Origin of the sequence: Paenibacillus sp. FSL W8-1187 (assembly GCF_037965485.1) — a bacterium.
GTDB classification, from domain to species: domain Bacteria; phylum Bacillota; class Bacilli; order Paenibacillales; family Paenibacillaceae; genus Paenibacillus_O; species Paenibacillus_O pasadenensis.
In genome coordinates this window covers 782,501-798,857 of sequence record NZ_CP150181.1, presented here as the reverse complement: position 1 = coordinate 798,857, position 16,357 = coordinate 782,501, and the positions used below count along the sequence as shown (strand labels likewise).

Here is a 16,357-nt window from a genome sequence, read left to right as displayed (position 1 = left end):
CGTATTGATTGTCGGCATCGGCTGTCGAGGACCGATTATTATTCATTCTCCCCGATCGTCAACCTCCAGTCATTAATCACATTCACCGGCAAATGAGAAGCCGAGTTTGCGACAAATGGCATTTGAAGCAAGAGGATCTTGAACATTCGTCCGGTTCCTTTTTGGGCGATTTCAATGTAGCGCTTATGACGAGCTAGTATTTTTCCCTCCGTTTCTGGACCGCCGAAGTGCACGGTCATCTCTGCTGAATTTAATTGGCGGAGCAACCCTAGATCCCCTTCATCCCAAAGTTCAAGGATTACCTTTGGCATTCCTTTGTTCCATCATGTTAATCACCTCACGGTTTTATTTCCGTTCGAATCTAGATCGTAGAAGATCAACGGTTCTCCGTCCAATTATATCAGAACATACATTCTCGTTTTGACAAAATAAAAAAAGGACTGCCCGAAGGCAGCCCCCAAATAAAGAGTCATGTTGTTGTTCTTGATGTCGACTTCGCGACTCTCTGCTTACTCCACCGTCACGCTCTTCGCCAGGTTCCGCGGCTTGTCGACGTCGTTGCCGCGAGCCAGGGAAGCGTGGTAGCTGAGCAGCTGCAGCGGCACGACCGACAGGGCCGGCGTAAGCAGCGGCAGCGTGCGCGGGATCGAGAACGTCTCGTCGACCGATTTGGCGACCTCGTCCTCGTAGCCGGAGTTGGCGATGCCGATCACATGCGCCCCGCGCGCCTTCACTTCCTTGATGTTGCTCAGCGTCTTCTCGTACAGGTCTTCCTGAGTGACCAGCGCGATGACCGGAATTCCGTCCTCGATCAGCGCCAGCGTGCCGTGCTTGAGCTCGCCTGCCGCATAAGCCTCGGAGTGGATGTAGCTGATCTCCTTGAGCTTGAGCGAGCCTTCCTGGGCGACGGCGAAGTCGAGGCCGCGGCCGATGAAGAACAGATTGTCATGCTTCGACACGGCTTCCGCCACGCCCTTGAACAGCTCCGCCTGCTCCAGGATGCTTTCGACCTGCTCCGGCAGCCGGTGCATCGCTTCGACAATGTCGACGACTTGGGCCTGATCGATCGTGCCGCGCTCCTGAGCCAGGTACAGTCCGAGCAGATAAAACGCGATCAGCTGCGAGGAGTAAGCCTTCGTCGAAGCGACGGCGATCTCCGGCCCCGCCCACGTCGTGATGACGTCGTCCGCATCGCGGGCGACCGAGCTGCCGACAACGTTGGTGATCGCCAGCACGCGGGCTCCATTGCGCTTCGCTTCGCGCAGCGCCGCGAGCGTGTCGGCCGTCTCGCCCGACTGGCTGACGACGATGACGAGCGTATCCGGCGTGATGATCGGCGAGCGGTAGCGGTATTCCGAAGCGACATCCGTCTCGACCGGGATGCGCGCCAGGCTCTCGATGACCGTCTTGCCGACGAGGCCGGCGTGGAACGCCGTTCCGCAAGCGACGATATGCACGCGGCTGATGCCGCGGATCTGCTCAGTCGTCATGCCGATCTCTTTGCTCAGCGTGACGGATTTGCCGTCCTCGGCGATGCGGCCCATCATCGTGTCCCGATACGCCTTCGGCTGCTCATGGATCTCCTTCAGCATGAAGTGGTCGAAGCCGGCCTTTTCAGCCGTGACGAGATCCCAGTCGACATGGAATATTTCCTTGGAAATAATGTCGCCCTCCGTCGTCATCAGTTCGACACCGGCGCGCGTCAAAACCGCCATTTCGCCATCGTTCAGGATGTAGACGTTGCGCGTATATTCCAGGATCGCCGGAATGTCCGAGCCGATGAAGTTCTCGTTCTCGCCGATGCCGATGACGAGCGGGCTGGCAAAGCGTACCGCGACCAGCTTGGTCGGCTCGTATTCCGTCAGCACGCCGAGCGCGTACGCGCCTCTCATGCGCTTGACGGCGCGCTGCACGGCGCTTACGATGTCGCCTTGATACTCGTCGGCGATCAAGTGGGAGATGACCTCGGTGTCGGTTTCGGACACGAACGTATGGCCTTTGGCCGACAGCTCTTCCTTGAGGTCAAGGTAATTTTCGACAATGCCGTTGTGCACGACGGAGAACTTGGCGCTGTTGTCCGTATGCGGGTGGGAGTTGACGTCCGACGGCTTGCCGTGGGTCGCCCAGCGCGTATGGCCGATGCCGACGGAGCCTTCGATCGGCTCGCTCTTCAGCTTATCCTCCAGATTCGCCAGACGGCCTTTGGACTTGCGGATCTCCAGACCGTTGTCCGTGAACACCGCGATGCCCGCCGAGTCATAGCCCCGGTACTCCAGCTTTTTCAGACCTTCGATGAGTACTTCCTTGGAGTCCCGATTGCCGATATAGCCCACGATTCCACACATAAGAAAAGAAACCTCCGTATGCGGCCGCAAGCCGCTCCGGTAAGGATGCCATGAATCCAGGCTGATGGCAGTATTCAATTGAACCTCCGGCCAGCGGCCGGGGCATCCGTTCCGTCCGAGCGGCTTGCCCGCTCAGTTGTAGTTTGATAAGGATTAGTATCATCGCATCGGACCGCGGCTATCCCTGCAAGAGGAATCTCGCCCGCGTCCGGATTAAAGTCGTTTCAAGGGCATGTTCGCCATCCGTTTGTGGGACCGGTTGCCCGCGTCCTTTTGCCGGAATGGCTGTCGATGTCATGCTCCACCGGAAGGTCCCCGCCGAAAATTTCGAACACCTTCACCTCGTCAGCTTGACGGATCAATGCTGCCGGCATCTCTTCGCAACGGGCGAAGAGGCCGGGGGATGGATCGGCTTGATCGTCGCAAGCTCTGGCGCTTGTGATGCTGGATGGGCGTACCTCGATCCTCGCTTTCCTGCTGGAATAAAAGAAATGCAATACGCTCTATCATATTCGATGCGGGCTTGGCTGGCAACCCCGGAACGTCGGGAAATCCATCCTGGTTCCGCCGCTAGGGGACATTAACCCGGGACAGGCCCGGGTTAAACGACCCGCTGCAAGCGATTAGCCGAGCTCGGATTTGACGACATGCACGATCTCGTCGACATAAGCCGCCACCTGATCCTTGTCGGGACCTTCGGCCATGACGCGGATGAGCGACTCGGTGCCGGACGGACGGACGAGCACGCGGCCGTTGTCGCCGAGCTCCCGCTCGACCTTGTGCACCGCCGACAGGATCGCCTCGTTGTCGTTGTACAGCGTCTTGTCGGCCACCCGCACATTGATGAGCACTTGCGGATACTTGCGCATGAGGCCCCGCAGCTCGCTCAGCTTGCGGCCGGACTGCACGAGCGTGTCGGTCAGCTGCAGCGCCGTCAGGATGCCGTCTCCGGTCGTATTGTGGTCGAGGAAAATGACATGCCCGGACTGCTCGCCGCCGAGGTTGTAGCCGCCTCTGCGCATCTCCTCCATCACGTAGCGGTCGCCGACCGCGGTGCGCGCCGTCTGCAGGCCGAGGCCTTCCGCCGCCTTGAAGAAGCCGATGTTGCTCATGACGGTCGTGACGACCGTATCGCCCCGCAGCGTGCCGGCGCGCTTCATGGCGTCGCCGCAGATGCAGAGGATGAAGTCGCCGTCGACTTCTTCGCCGCGCTCGTCGATGGCGATCAGCCGGTCGGCGTCGCCGTCGAAGCTGAGGCCCAGATCGGCGCCGTGGCGCAGCACTTCGTCGCGCAGATGCTCCGGATGCGTAGAGCCGACGCCGTCGTTGATGTTGCGGCCGTTCGGCTCCGCTCCGACCGTGACGATCTCTGCTCCCAGCTCGCGGAACACTTGCGGAGCCAGCTCGTAAGCCGAGCCGTTCGCGCAGTCGAGCACGATCTTGAGCCCGTCGAAGCGGGTGCGGATCGTCGTCTTGAGGAAATCGAGGTATTCGCGCTTGCCGCTCTCATGCTCCTCGACCGTGCCGATGTCGCCGCCGACCGGGCGCGGCAGCTCGTCGCTCTCCGCATCCATGAGACGCTCGATCTCGAGCTCCGTCTCGTCCGACAGCTTGAAGCCGTCGCCGCCGAAAAACTTGATGCCGTTGTCCGCGACCGGATTATGCGACGCGGAGATCATTACGCCCGCATCCGCCTTCAGCTGCCGGGTCAGATAAGCGACAGCCGGCGTCGAGACGACGCCGAGCCGGATGACGCTCGCTCCGATCGACAGCAGGCCGGCGATCAGCGCCGACTCCAGCATCGGTCCGGAGATCCGGGTGTCGAGTCCGATGACGACCGTCGGCTTATGCGCTCCTGCCGTCAGGACATAACCGCCGCAGCGGCCGATCTTATAGGCAAGCTCCGGCGTGAGCTCGAGGTTCGCGACCCCGCGTACTCCGTCGGTTCCAAAATATTTTCCCATGTATTCCTGCTGCCCCTTTTCGGATTGAGGTGGATAGTGAATCGGATGAATGGTATTGATTATAAAGTGTTCATGCCGTTAACGCTATGGCGGGTTAATCCAGTCCATGGCCTCGCGCCCATTCGATATCATACGCACGGTCGGAGACGATAGGTTCCACAAAAAAAGAGCGGAAGGGAGCCGCGGCGTTTCAACGCCGCCCCTCTCCGCTGTCTGCGCCATCGCCGCTGCCGGCACCGGCGTCGTTCTCGTTGCCGGATCCATGGGACGGGCCGGAGCCTCCGCTCGAGTCGTTCTCGCCCTGCCCGCGGTCCGGAGATGGCGTCGGCGTCGGCGATGGCGTCGCGCTGCCGCCTTCCGGCCTGCCCATGGCCGCCTCGCTGGCCGTCAGACGCACGGTGACGGTCGGAGCCGGATCGACGGCCGTCACATAGTTCGGCAGCGTCAGCTGCAGCCGCACCTCATGCGCGCCCTCCTTGAGGTCCTGCAGGTCGGCGACGGCGCGGATGTCTCCGGCCGTCAGCCCGGACAGCTCGTCCGGGGTGCCGCGCACGCGCACGCCGATCGTGCCGCCTGTCGGAGCCTCCAGAGCCGCATCGAGGCCGCTGCCCGCATTTTCGAGCGTAATCGGCACCTGCAGCGTCTTCACGTCGGAGGAAGCGAGCGTCACGCGCACCTTGACCTTGCTCGGCTCGACCGCCTTCATGCCCTCGGGAGGAAGCAGCTCCAGCTCGACGTCGCCCGTCGCCCGGATCTGGGACAGATCGACGTCGGCGGCGAGCAGATTGACCGAGTCCAGCAGCGAGCGCTCGCCGTATACGGTCACCTCGCTCACGTCGGAATCGATCGCCTCCAGCGACAGACCGGCCGGCAGGCTGCCTCTCGTGCCGATCTGCAGCGGCACGGCCTTGCCCGGCATCGTGATCGGCACCTCGACGTCGAGCGTCGCCGGGGCGATGACGGCTCCCTGAATTTCATTGCCCGACTTATCGAAGACGATCATGCGGGCTTTTTTGTCTCGCACCGTCTCGGTCTCGCCCTCGACGTTGACGAATACTTTGACCGAACCGACGCGGGCCAGGTCCTGCGCCGGCAGCGTCACTTGCACGGTGCTGCCCGGACGGATGACCGGAGCGCCGAGCTCGTATCCTTCGGCCGGCTTGCCTTGGGTGACGACACCGGCGTCGAACATGCCGCTCTCCAGCCGGTCGATGATCACCTCGACCATCGACGGCGATACGTTGAGCAGCTCGATGCCCCGGGGCAGCTTGCCGACCGTGAGCGGAATCGTATAGCTGCCCGGGCCTTTGCCGCTCAGATTGACGCTGACCGTATAATCGCCATCCTCGGCGAAGGCGAGCGCCGAGCGGCTGCCGCGCACCATCAGCTTGGCGACGCTCGGCTCGAGCACCTTGAGCGCATAGGCGCTTTCGTCGAGCCCCTCGGTCTGGATGCGCAGCATGTCGACGCTTTTGGTCTCCGTCGTCGACGTGACCGTATTGGGCGTCGATTCCGGATCGAAGTGAACGACCGCCCACAGCAGGACGCCGATGACGATCGAGAGAATTTTGAGGGCGGTCGGATGGCTCAGCCATCTATCCATTGGCTTCCCCTTCTTTCTTTTTGCGGAACGGGAACTTGGACTTCGTCTTGGACGTCTGTCCGTTCTGCTGGGTTAGCTCCTCGAACAGCTTGGAGATGAGCGACTCTTCCTTGATGTCGCGCACGATCATGCCGCCGACGGCAAGCGTTACCTGCCCGGTCTCCTCCGATACGACGACCGATACCGCGTCGGTCACCTCGCTCACGCCGATCGCGGCGCGATGCCTCGTGCCGAGCTCCTTGCTGATGAACGGATTTTCCGACAACGGCAAGTAGCAGGCCGCGGCCATGATCTGCGAGCCGCGGATGATGACCGCTCCGTCGTGAAGAGGCGTATTCGGCGTGAACATGTTGATGAGCAGCTCCGAGCTGATGCGAGACTCCATCTTGATGCCGGATTCGATCAGCTCGTTCAGTCCGGTATGCCGCTCGAAGACGATCAGCGCGCCGATGCGCCGCTTGGACATGTACTGGACGGCCTTGATCAGCTCCATGATGCGCTCGTTCACCTGGTCGCGGTCGAGCGACGACGTACGGGCGAACAGCTTGCCCCGGCCGAGCTGCTCCAGCGCTCGCCGCAGCTCCGGCTGGAAGATGATGATGATCGTGACGACGCCGAAGGTGAACATCTGATTCATGAGCCACTTGAGCGTATACAAATCGAACCAGGTGCTGATCGCCCAGGTGAGCACCAGCAGCAGGATGCCCTTGATCAGCTGCACGGCGCGCGTTCCGCGTACGAGCAGGATCATTTTATAGATAATGTAACTGACGATCCCGATATCGATGATGTTCCGGATCCAGTTCTGCCACGTCATTTCCGTGAAAAATCTCATATCCGATACCCCCGCCCGCTGCCTGCGGTCCCTTCTCTATGTATGGCCGAAGACCTTGATTCCATCGCTTAGTCGTAACCCTATTCTTTTCTAGGTATCATAACATAAATCCTTTTTCGGCCAAAAAAAATGCCCCCTGCGCGCAGGGGGCGTCACCCGTTCACGGCGTGCTGCCGAACGATTGGGTCACTTTGTACCAGAAGCGGTCCAGCAGCTGGTCGATCATGCGGGACTGGCCGGCGATATGCGCCGTGGACGCAGTGAGGAGCGAGCCGTCGATGACGGTCACGCTGCCTTCCACGTCCCCGCGCACATCGGCGGTTCCATTCTCCACGGTCAGATTGCCGTAGATCTTGACGCCCTCCGGCACGATGACCGTATGGCCGTCGATGACGACCTGCTTGAGGTCGTCGCCGCGCACGATCAGCTCGGAGCCGTTGTTCACCGTCGGCGCCAGGCTGGCCAGCATGACGACCACGAATACGGCTGCTGCCGTGACGGCAGGATGTCTGCGAATCCATCCCGTCCAGTCTCTATGACGAGCGGGAGGAGGAATTTGTTTTAGAATCTTGTCGGTGAGCGCTGCGGAAGCGGCCGGCGTCATCGCCTGTCCCTTTGGCTCAGCCATAACCGAGGTGAGCAGCGCTTCGGTCTTCTCCAGCTGTTCGAACCGGGCTCTGCATGCCGGACAGGAAAGCAGATGCTGCTTGAGGGTAAGGCAATCCTCGCGCGGCAGCTCGCCGTCGATATAGTCGTGCATCCAAACGATAGCGACATTGCAATTCATGGCAGCCAGTCCTTTCTTCAGGGTACAGAGGCAGGCCCTGCCCGTCGTCTCGCATCGGCGCGCGGACGCCTCGATGCCAAGTCTACCTATAAGGTACGTTTGATGGCGGAAGGTGTTTCATTTTTTATGGCCCGGATGAGCCTATAATTTATGCTCGAGCTTCTTGCGCAGGAACTCCCGTCCGCGATGGACGCGCGTCTTGATCGTCGTCACCGGCATGTCGAGCACGTCGCCGATCTCCTGCAGCGAAAGATCCTCCAGATAGCGGAGCACCATCACGCTCTTGTACTTGGGAGGCAGCGTGTCGATGGCCGAGCGGATGATCCGCTGCGTCTCCGAGAGCAGCACCTCGTCCTCCGGAGAGGCATCCTCGCTGGCGAACATCGAATAGCCGTCCAGGCCGTCATGCTCGGGCAGCTCGGCATCCAGCGAGAAGCCGGGCTTGCGGCGGCGAAGACGGTCGATGGCTAGATTGGTCGTGATGCGGTAGATCCAGGTCGAGAACTTCATGGACTCGTCGTAGCGCTCCATGTTGCGAAAGACGCGCAGAAACGTCTCCTGCACAGTGTCCTCCGCCTCCTGGCGGTTGTACAGCATCCGGTATGCAAGATGGTAAAGCTTGTCCTGGTACATGCCGACGAGCTCCGCGAACGCTCTCTGATCTCCCTTGAGAGAGAGGCGGACCAAGTTGGCTTCGATGGATTTCACGGCCTACATTCCTCCAGACTAACCGGACTGTCTAGCCCATGGTAATTCACGCGCATGGAAAAAGCAAGAACGTTCCATGACAGGAAAAAGCCGTGCGCAGCCGGTGCGCACGGCATGGGACGGTAGGGAATAGTCCTTTCAGCAGATCAACCGGTATTGCGGAGGCCGGCGGCGATTCCGTTGATCGTCAGGAGCACTTCGCGCAGCAGCTCCGCGTCGTCCTCCTCCGCCTCGCGCTTCTGGCGCAGCTCGGTGAGCAGCTCCACTTGCAGGTAGCTGAGCGGATCGACGTACGGATTGCGCAAGCGGATCGATTCCTGGATGACCGGCACGTTGTCGAGAATTTCCTTTTGGCCGGTAATGTCCAAGATCATCCGCAGCGTCAGCGAGTACTCCTGCTCGACCAGCTGGAAGATGCGGTCGCGCACGGCGGCGTTCTTGATCATGCCGGCGTACTGGCGGGCGATGAGCAGATCGGCCTTAGCCATCGCCATCTGCAGGTTGTCGACAAGCTGGCGGAAGAACGGGAAGCCCTTGTACATATCGCGCAGCGTCTGCAAGCGGGTCTCGTCGCCCTGGACGTACTGGCGGAACGCCGTGCCCGATGCATACCAGGCCGGCAGCAGATAGCGGCTCTGCGTCCATGCGAACACCCATGGGATCGCGCGCAGGTCCTCGAAGCGGTCGCTGTTCTTGCGCTTCGACGGACGGGATCCGATGTTGAGCTCGCCCACCTCGGAGAGAGGCGTCGACTCCTTGAAGAACTCCATGAAGTCCGGATCGCGGAAGATCAGATCCTGGTACTTCTCCTGAGCCGTCTCGGAAATTTCCTTGGCGATCTCGGCCCACTCCGGCATCTGCTCCGGCATCTGCTCCGGATGGCTCGCCAGGCGCGCCGCCGTGAGCAGCGCCCAGGTCGCCTGCTCCAGGCTGCGGTAAGCGATGCCCTGCATCGAGTAGCGGGAGGACAAGACCTCTCCCTGCTCGGTGATCTTGATGCCGCCGCCGACCGTATGGGGCGGCTGGGCCAGGATGCTGCGGCCGAGCGGCATGCCGCCGCGGCCGAGCGCGCCGCCGCGGCCGTGGAAGAACTTGAGCTTCACGCCGTGGCGCGAGCCGGTCTCGGTGATGTCGATGAGCGCGCAGCGGAGCTCCCAGTTGGCGGTGACGACGCCGCCGTCCTTGTTGCTGTCGGAGTAGCCGAGCATGATCTCGTGCAGATTGCCGCGAGCCTCGACTCCCTTGCGGTAGAGCGGCAGCTCGAACAGCCTTTGCATAATGCCAGGTGCGGCATGCAGGTCGTCGATCGTCTCGAACAGCGGCACCGACTGCAGCGTGCAGCGGACCGTGCCGTCCGCCTCTTGGCGGAACAGGCCGACTTCCTTGGCGAACACCATCACCTCGAGCATGTCGCTGGCGCCCTGGGTCATGCTGATCAGATAGCTCGAGATGCAGGACTCGCCGAACTCCTGCTGCGCCCGGTAGATCGTCTGGTAGACGTCCAGGCATTCCCGCGTGGATTCGGTGTAATCCAGATGGGAGGAGGTCAGCGGACGCGGATCGTTCAGCAGCCGGTCCAGCAGCTCGATCTTCTCCTCTTCGGAGAGGGAGGCGTAATCCGGCGTGATGTTCATCTTGGCCAGAATCTCGGCCATCGCCGATTCATGCTCCTTGGAGTGCTGGCGGACGTCGAGCGCCGCCATATGGAAGCCGAACAGCTCGACCTGGCGAATCAGCTTGCGCACATGTGAGTCGGCCGTGTAGTCGGCGTAGTGGGAGCGCAGCGAGCGGTCGATGAGCAGCAGGTCCTGCTTGAACTCCTCGGGGCCGTTGTAGCGCTTCGCCGTGCCTTTGAGGGCATCGTCGCCGGTGTTCGCCAGCTTCTCGAGCATGTAGCAGAGCTTGACCTTGTACGGCTCCCTGCTGTTGCGCCATTTGTCGATTCCGCGGAGCTCGACGGCCTGCTCGTCGGCCTCGATCGAGCTGAGCAGCTCGGACGGAACGTCGATGATGTTGGTGCTGAAGCTGAGGATGTCCATCCATTCCTTCAGGACCGTCTGGTACTTGCTCAGCGCCAGCTGCTTGTGGAGCGTCAGCGTCTCCCAGGTGACCTTGGCTTTGACGGACGGGTTGCCGTCGCGGTCTCCGCCGATCCAGGAACCGAACTTGAGATAGGTGGGGACATGCCATTGCTCCTGCGGGTAGTACTTGTGCAGGCAGCGCTCCAGCTCCTCGTAGACGTTCGGAAGCACTTCGAACAGCGTCTCGTCGAAGTAGTACAAGCCGTTGCGGACCTCGTCGATGACGGTCGGCTTGCGGTCGCGCAGCTCGTCGGTCTGCCAGAGGATCTGCACGTCGTTGAGCAGGCCGGCGCGCAGCTTCTCCCGCTCGCGATGCGTGAGCGTCGGATTGTCGAGCTCCATCAGCCCGAGCGCGATGCGCTTGTGGATGTCCTGCACGACGCGGCGGGTCGCTTCCGTCGGATGGGCGGTCATGACGAGCTCGAGCGAGATGCCGTCCAGCATCGACTTGACGCCGTCGACCCCGATGCCGCGCTCATGAAGCACTTGAACCGCCGCCTCAATCGAGCCCGGCTGCACGCTTTCACCCACCGAGCGCTCGTAATCCCGCTTGCGGCGGATGCGGTGGTTCTGCTCGGCGATATTCACCAGCTGGAAGTAGACCGCGAACGCGCGGATGACCTGGTGACGAATCTCCGGGCCGAGCGTCGTGATCGTCTTCTTGAATTCCTCGTACAGCTCGTTGACGAATTCGGCGCGCAGCGCCTTGCTCATCTCGCGGATCCTCTCGACCACCTCGAGCAGCTCGTCGCCGCCTTGGTGGACAAGCACTTCACCCAATAGATTGCCCATGAACCTTACGTCTCGGCGCAGCAAGTTGTTCGATTGCGGGCGAGCCGTCGCTTGGGCCGTTGCAGCCTGTTCCGACATGATGTTCCTCCTCCTGGTTCGCTCCTAAGGCTGCGGAAAGAACCAAATCGTAAGCATAGCCAGCCTGGCGCTGAATCCCTGAACGCCGCTCCTGGCGCGTCTTTCCCGGTTGCAGGTGACTTCAAATCGCTTTTCCCATCATACTACAAAAGCTATAGGGATAGAAGACGGTCCGGGGCAGGTTTTTTTGCCCAAGCACTGTGTTAAAGCGTTGACGTTACAAAAAAACCTTGCCGCTAGGCAAGGTTTGAAGGTGTCTCTATTGGAGCGGGTGATGGGAATCGAACCCACGCTATCAGCTTGGAAGGCTGAAGTTCTACCATTGAACTACACCCGCAAACGAAATCGACAGGCAAGTTGAAGCAATGGTCGGGATGACACGATTTGAACATGCGACCCCCTGGTCCCAAACCAGGTGCTCTACCAAGCTGAGCTACATCCCGTTGTATAAATGGCGTGCCCGGAGAGATTCGAACTCCCGACCTTTTGATTCGTAGTCAAATGCTCTATCCAGCTGAGCTACGGGCACGTATGGAGCGGAAGACGGGAATCGAACCCGCGACCCTCGCCTTGGCAAGGCGATGCTCTACCGCTGAGCCACTTCCGCTTGTCGAAGAACTTTTTGTTCAGCGCGACAAGTAATAATATATCAGGCCCATCGTCCGAATGCAAGTCCTTTTTCAAAAAAAATTAGGCGCGAGCGGAGCAGAGCTCCTCGTACATCCTTTTCCTCTCTCCCGGCTTGAGTCTGGGACAGTTGTAGCAGTGCTTGGCGTACTCGGTCTTGAACGCCAGGCAGCAGCCTCCCCTCAGCGGCAGCTTCGTTCCCGGCTCATAGGGGCTGTCGACATATGTGAATCGGATAGCCATCAGATTGCGCCGTTCTCCGACCGCCTCCCCCGGCATCTCTCCGACGGCATAAGCGAAGTCCTGCTCCAGCGCCTGCCGCAGCTCCGGCCGTTCCGCCGCCTGCAGCAGGAACGTCTTCGTATGGTTCAGGCCGCTGGCGGCCAATCTCCACAGCTCATGGGTCCTGACACCCGCACGGTCGGCGAGATGACGGAATACAGGCGCGACAAGCGTGCCGTAGAACCGATCGATCTGCTCGCAGCGCTGCTCCGCGGAGAGCAGCTGCGGCGTCTCCTCCAGCTCCAGAGCATCGGTACGGAACGCGATGGAGGCATAAGAGGCTCCCTCCGCTTTGTAGAGCATCATTTCCCAGCGGGAAGGGTCTAGCGGAAAGCTTCCGGCTCCGCTGGCGAGGACATGATGGAACGTGCCGGCCAGCGCGCGCAGCCAGGACGGAAAGTAGGTCGCGGCCGGTTCGATGGAACGAGACGGAATGAGCTCCGCGTAGCCCCGAAGGAAGGCATCGGCCGTCTCCGGATCGGTCGAGAGCGCCTCGAGCGTAGCGGCAACCCGTACGCCGTCCGGAACCGATTCCAACAATCCAAGCTTGCCGTACAGCAGTTCTCTCGTTGCGTTGCGATCCATCGGTCAGCAGACCCCTCTCGAAATGAAAAATACCGGCGGGGTCAAACCCCTGCCGGCTGCAGCACGCGCTGCTTCTCGCCCTGGCTCTCGGCTGCCGGGCGCTCCACCGTCCGCTCTCCCATCGCGAGCGCGTAAGGGAGGCATAGCGGCACTCCCGTGCGCGGATCGCTCACGATATCGGCTTCGATGCCGAAGACCTCCCTCATCACCTTCGGCGTCACGACTTCGTCCGGATTGCCTTCCGCCAGCACGGTGCCCGACTTGATCGCGATCATGTGATGAGCGAACCGGGAGGCATGGTTGAGGTCATGCACGACCATGACGATCGTCCGGTTTTCCTTGGAGTTCAGCTGCTGGAGCAGCTGCAGCACGTCGAGCTGATGCGCCATGTCCAGGAACGTCGTCGGTTCGTCCAGGAACAGGATGTCCGTCTCCTGGGCGAGCGCCATCGCGATCCAGCCGCGCTGGCGTTGTCCGCCGGACAGCTGGTCGACCGGACGATCGGCGAACTCCGTCATGCCCGTCGCATCCAGCGCCCAAGCGACGATTTCGCGGTCTTCCTTACGCATCGAGCTGAACCCTTTTTGATAGGGGAAACGGCCGTAGGAGACGAGCTCCTGCACGGTCAGACCATCCGGGGCGGTCGGGTTTTGCGGCAGGATGGCGAGTTCCTTGGCCACTTCCCGCGTCGACTGCTTGTGGATCGACTTGCCGTCCAGCAGCACCTGCCCGTTTTGCGGCGACATCAGACGAGCCATCGTCTTGAGGATGGTCGATTTGCCGGATCCGTTCGAGCCTACGAGCGCCGTGATCTTGCCTTGCGGAATGCGTAAATTGAGGTCCCGCACGATCTGTCTCTTCTCATAGGCTATATCCAGCTGGCTGGTTTCCAATCGAACCATGCTGCAAGCTCCTCTCTGCTGCCGGAGCGGCGCTCCGAACCCTTGATAACGATTATCATTATAACCATTATGATAACGGTTCTCACTATCGTTGTCAAAAGAAACCTTCGCGCACGCTCGCAGCGCGAGTTGTTGATCAAAAGCAGGTGATTTTCTTTTGGATAAACAAAAAAGCCTTCGGTCCGTGAGGACTGAAGGCGTTGGTTCGTAACTATGCGCGTAGAGGGACTTGAACCCCCACGCCGGAGGCGCCAGAACCTAAATCTGGTGCGTCTGCCAATTCCGCCATACGCGCGAGTGAAAGATGAGCCATGAAGGACTCGAACCTTCGACACCCTGATTAAAAGTCAGGTGCTCTACCAACTGAGCTAATGGCTCTTGATGGCTGGGGATTCAGGGATCGAACCTGAGAATGACGGAGTCAAAGTCCGTTGCCTTACCGCTTGGCTAATCCCCAACAAATAAAGTGGTGGAAGCTGAGGGGATCGAACCCCCGACCCTCTGCTTGTAAGGCAGATGCTCTCCCAGCTGAGCTAAGCTTCCTCCGTAGAATGGCTCGGAACATCCATTCTTATGTAGAAATAAAAAAAATGGTGACCCGTAGGGGATTCGAACCCCTGTTACCTCCGTGAAAGGGAGGTGTCTTAACCCCTTGACCAACGGGCCACGCATATGGAGCTCTCAACCGGGATCGAACCGGTGACCTCATCCTTACCATGGATGCACTCTACCTACTGAGCTATGAGAGCAAATGGCTCCCCGAACAGGACTCGAACCTGTGACAACTCGATTAACAGTCGAGTGCTCTACCAACTGAGCTATCAGGGAATATGAAGCGATAGGATGCTTCAGGACTTGCGCCCTGAAAACTGGATCGAACGAAATGCCGTGCTGACCGGCTGTTCTTGCTAAGTAGGATAAGCCCTCGACCGATTAGTACTCGTCAGCTGCACGCGTTGCCGCGCTTCCACCTCGAGCCTATCGACCTGGTCGTCTTCCAGGGGTCTTACATACTGGGAAATCTCATCTTGAGGGGGGCTTCGCGCTTAGATGCTTTCAGCGCTTATCCCGTCCGTACGTAGCTACCCAGCGGTGCTCCTGGCGGAACAACTGGTACACCAGCGGTACGTCCATCCCGGTCCTCTCGTACTAAGGACAGCTCCTCTCAAATTTCCTACGCCCACGACAGATAGGGACCGAACTGTCTCACGACGTTCTGAACCCAGCTCGCGTACCGCTTTAATGGGCGAACAGCCCAACCCTTGGGACCTACTTCAGCCCCAGGATGCGATGAGCCGACATCGAGGTGCCAAACCTCCCCGTCGATGTGGACTCTTGGGGGAGATAAGCCTGTTATCCCCAGGGTAGCTTTTATCCGTTGAGCGATGGCCCTTCCATTCGGTACCACCGGATCACTAAGCCCGACTTTCGTCCCTGCTCGACTTGTTGGTCTCGCAGTCAAGCTCCCTTATGCCTTTGCACGCTTCGAATGATTTCCAACCATTCTGAGGGAACCTTTGGGCGCCTCCGTTACATTTTAGGAGGCGACCGCCCCAGTCAAACTGCCCGCCTGACACGGTCCCTTCACCGGCTTCACGGTGACAGGTTAGAACTCCGATACGATCAGGGTGGTATCCCAACGGCGCCTCCTCCGAAGCTGGCGCTCCGGCTTCCTAGGCTCCCACCTATCCTGTACAGATCGTACCAAAGTCCAATATCAAGCTGCAGTAAAGCTCCATGGGGTCTTTCCGTCTTGTCGCGGGTAACCTGCATCTTCACAGGTAGTAAAATTTCACCGGATCTCTCGTTGAGACAGCGCCCAAGTCGTTACGCCATTCGTGCGGGTCAGAATTTACCTGACAAGGAATTTCGCTACCTTAGGACCGTTATAGTTACGGCCGCCGTTTACTGGGGCTTCGGTTCACAGCTTCGGGTTACCCCTAACCGCTCCCCTTAACCTTCCAGCACCGGGCAGGCGTCAGCCCGTATACTTCGCCTTACGGCTTCGCACAGACCTGTGTTTTTGCTAAACAGTCGCTTGGGCCTTTTCACTGCGGCCCCCTCGGGCTATTCACCCTACCGAGGCACCCCTTCTCCCGAAGTTACGGGGTCATGTTGCCGAGTTCCTTAACGAGAGTTACTCCGCGCGCCTTAGCATGCTCTGCTCGCCTACCTGTGTCGGTTTGCGGTACGGGCACCTTCGCCTGGCTAGAAGCTTTTCTTGGCAGCTGGAGATCATGACCTTCGGTACTGTAAGTTTCCCTCCCCATCACAGCCCAGCCTTACGGTTTGCGGATTTGCCAACAAACCAGCCTCACTGCTTGGACGGACACATCCATCGGTCCGCGTCACTACCCTTCTGCGTCACTCCATTGCTCATAACGGCTTACGGTGGTACAGGAATATCAACCTGTTGTCCTTCGACTACGCCTTTCGGCCTCGCCTTAGGTCCCGACTTACCCTGAGCGGACGAACCTTCCTCAGGAACCCTTAGGCTTACGGCGGATCAGATTCTCACTGATCTTTTCGTTACTCATACCGGCATTCTCACTTGTGTACTGTCCACCAGTCCTTGCGGTCTGACTTCAACCTATACACAACGCTCCCCTACCCAAGTACACTAGGTACATGCCATAGCTTCGGTGGTGTGTTTAGCCCCGTTACATTTTCGGCGCAGAGTCACTCGACCAGTGAGCTATTACGCACTCTTTAAATGGTGGCTGCTTCTAAGCCAACATCCTGGTTGTCTGGGCAACTCCACATCCTTT

General features: G+C 59.8%; 10 protein-coding genes, 11 tRNA genes and 1 rRNA gene (1 of these 22 only partly in view). All 22 read right to left on the bottom strand.

The genetic code is table 11. From position 1 onward, the window contains the following. Positions 1 to 38 precede the first annotated feature (38 nt). A complete protein-coding gene (locus NYE40_RS03620) occupies positions 39 to 311 on the bottom strand; it encodes a hypothetical protein (protein ID WP_127464436.1) in 273 nt (90 codons plus the stop codon). A 198-nt stretch (positions 312 to 509) separates the two neighbouring features. After that, positions 510 to 2,345 carry a glutamine--fructose-6-phosphate transaminase (isomerizing) gene (glmS, locus tag NYE40_RS03615; RefSeq protein ID WP_101808493.1) on the bottom strand — a complete coding sequence of 612 codons (1,836 nt, stop codon included), beginning with the start codon at positions 2,343 to 2,345 and terminating at the stop codon, positions 510 to 512. Positions 2,346 to 2,968: 623 nt separating this feature from the next. Next, positions 2,969 to 4,309 (bottom strand): phosphoglucosamine mutase, encoded by a 1,341-nt coding sequence (gene glmM / locus NYE40_RS03610; protein ID WP_101808492.1) that lies wholly within the window; start codon positions 4,307 to 4,309, stop codon positions 2,969 to 2,971. A gap of 190 nt (positions 4,310 to 4,499) precedes the next feature. Then, entirely contained in the window at positions 4,500 to 5,912 is a 1,413-nt protein-coding gene (locus tag NYE40_RS03605; protein ID WP_101808491.1) for a CdaR family protein, read from the bottom strand. Continuing rightward, on the bottom strand, positions 5,905 to 6,747 hold the full coding sequence (gene cdaA / locus NYE40_RS03600; protein WP_028600027.1) for a diadenylate cyclase CdaA: 843 nt from the start codon (positions 6,745 to 6,747) through the stop codon (positions 5,905 to 5,907). Before cdaA ends, NYE40_RS03605 begins: the two co-directional genes overlap by 8 nt. A 160-nt stretch (positions 6,748 to 6,907) precedes the next feature. Next, entirely contained in the window at positions 6,908 to 7,534 is a 627-nt protein-coding gene (locus tag NYE40_RS03595; protein ID WP_028600026.1) for a zf-HC2 domain-containing protein, read from the bottom strand. Between the two features lie 141 nt (positions 7,535 to 7,675). Further along, on the bottom strand, positions 7,676 to 8,242 hold the full coding sequence (gene sigW / locus NYE40_RS03590) for an RNA polymerase sigma factor SigW (RefSeq protein ID WP_028600025.1): 567 nt from the start codon (positions 8,240 to 8,242) through the stop codon (positions 7,676 to 7,678). Positions 8,243 to 8,388: 146 nt separating this feature from the next. Then, a complete protein-coding gene (gene ppc / locus NYE40_RS03585; protein WP_101808490.1) occupies positions 8,389 to 11,193 on the bottom strand; it encodes a phosphoenolpyruvate carboxylase in 2,805 nt (934 codons plus the stop codon). A 263-nt stretch (positions 11,194 to 11,456) separates the two neighbouring features. Beyond that, a tRNA-Gly gene (locus tag NYE40_RS03580) sits at positions 11,457 to 11,530 on the bottom strand. 29 nt (positions 11,531 to 11,559) lie between these two features. After that, positions 11,560 to 11,636: transfer RNA gene (locus tag NYE40_RS03575), tRNA-Pro, on the bottom strand. Between the two features lie 9 nt (positions 11,637 to 11,645). Beyond that, positions 11,646 to 11,722: transfer RNA gene (locus NYE40_RS03570), tRNA-Arg, on the bottom strand. Positions 11,723 to 11,725: 3 nt separating this feature from the next. Next, a tRNA-Gly gene (locus NYE40_RS03565) sits at positions 11,726 to 11,800 on the bottom strand. 83 nt (positions 11,801 to 11,883) lie between these two features. Continuing rightward, positions 11,884 to 12,687: a hypothetical protein gene (locus tag NYE40_RS03560; RefSeq protein WP_101808489.1), complete on the bottom strand. Its 804-nt coding sequence runs from the start codon at positions 12,685 to 12,687 to the stop codon at positions 11,884 to 11,886. A gap of 41 nt (positions 12,688 to 12,728) precedes the next feature. After that, a complete protein-coding gene (locus tag NYE40_RS03555) occupies positions 12,729 to 13,589 on the bottom strand; it encodes an ABC transporter ATP-binding protein (RefSeq protein ID WP_101808488.1) in 861 nt (286 codons plus the stop codon). 214 nt (positions 13,590 to 13,803) lie between these two features. Then, a tRNA-Leu gene (locus NYE40_RS03550) sits at positions 13,804 to 13,884 on the bottom strand. A 10-nt stretch (positions 13,885 to 13,894) separates the two neighbouring features. Beyond that, positions 13,895 to 13,967: transfer RNA gene (locus NYE40_RS03545), tRNA-Lys, on the bottom strand. 4 nt (positions 13,968 to 13,971) lie between these two features. Further along, positions 13,972 to 14,046, bottom strand: a tRNA-Gln gene (locus tag NYE40_RS03540). A 10-nt stretch (positions 14,047 to 14,056) separates the two neighbouring features. Next, positions 14,057 to 14,132: transfer RNA gene (locus NYE40_RS03535), tRNA-Val, on the bottom strand. A gap of 48 nt (positions 14,133 to 14,180) precedes the next feature. Continuing rightward, a tRNA-Glu gene (locus NYE40_RS03530) sits at positions 14,181 to 14,255 on the bottom strand. 7 nt (positions 14,256 to 14,262) lie between these two features. Then, positions 14,263 to 14,338 (bottom strand) — tRNA-Thr (locus NYE40_RS03525). A 3-nt stretch (positions 14,339 to 14,341) separates the two neighbouring features. Beyond that, positions 14,342 to 14,417: transfer RNA gene (locus tag NYE40_RS03520), tRNA-Asn, on the bottom strand. Positions 14,418 to 14,502: 85 nt separating this feature from the next. Beyond that, positions 14,503 to 16,357, bottom strand: a 23S ribosomal RNA gene (locus tag NYE40_RS03515) (it continues 1,075 nt past the right edge of the window).

What these genes read in the sequence shown, in the direction of transcription:
- NYE40_RS03620 (WP_127464436.1), bottom strand. Translation starts at nt 311, where the DNA reads ATGCCAAAGGTAATCCTTGAACTTTGGGATGAAGGGGATCTAGGGTTG.
- glmS (WP_101808493.1), bottom strand. Translation starts at nt 2,345, where the DNA reads ATGTGTGGAATCGTGGGCTATATCGGCAATCGGGACTCCAAGGAAGTA.
- glmM (WP_101808492.1), bottom strand. Translation starts at nt 4,309, where the DNA reads ATGGGAAAATATTTTGGAACCGACGGAGTACGCGGGGTCGCGAACCTC.
- NYE40_RS03605 (WP_101808491.1), bottom strand. Translation starts at nt 5,912, where the DNA reads ATGGATAGATGGCTGAGCCATCCGACCGCCCTCAAAATTCTCTCGATC.
- cdaA (WP_028600027.1), bottom strand. Translation starts at nt 6,747, where the DNA reads ATGAGATTTTTCACGGAAATGACGTGGCAGAACTGGATCCGGAACATC.
- NYE40_RS03595 (WP_028600026.1), bottom strand. Translation starts at nt 7,534, where the DNA reads ATGAATTGCAATGTCGCTATCGTTTGGATGCACGACTATATCGACGGC.
- ppc (WP_101808490.1), bottom strand. Translation starts at nt 11,193, where the DNA reads ATGTCGGAACAGGCTGCAACGGCCCAAGCGACGGCTCGCCCGCAATCG.
- NYE40_RS03560 (WP_101808489.1), bottom strand. Translation starts at nt 12,687, where the DNA reads ATGGATCGCAACGCAACGAGAGAACTGCTGTACGGCAAGCTTGGATTG.
- NYE40_RS03555 (WP_101808488.1), bottom strand. Translation starts at nt 13,589, where the DNA reads ATGGTTCGATTGGAAACCAGCCAGCTGGATATAGCCTATGAGAAGAGA.